At 52.3% G+C, this 243-nt stretch carries 1 protein-coding gene; it reads left to right on the top strand.

The annotated features are described in order from the left end of the window. Position 1: 1 nt before the first annotated feature. Positions 2–243 (top strand): 6-phosphofructokinase (locus R0J87_RS23770; protein ID WP_498889473.1); only part of this gene is annotated, 242 nt, incomplete at its 3' end.

Raw genomic sequence — 243 nt, forward strand, 5'->3', positions numbered from 1 at the left:
GATACAGCATGCGCAATTACTAAGGGGCAAAAGCAGTTACATTATCGTTGTGGCAGAAAACAGTTACCCTGCCGGTACCACGGCGTTAGCCGAAGCGTTAAGTGAGGCCCTGGGCATTGAATGTCGCGCTTGTATACTTGGACATATTCAGCGAGGCGGTCGGCCTGTCGGAGCAGATCGAATACTGGCGACGAAACTTGGTGCTTACGCTGTTGAGCAACTTGTTGCCGGCGCCCATCTTAT

This window comes from Halomonas sp. SIMBA_159 (assembly GCF_046536035.1).
Classification (GTDB): Bacteria; Pseudomonadota; Gammaproteobacteria; order Pseudomonadales; family Halomonadaceae; genus Vreelandella; species Vreelandella venusta_A.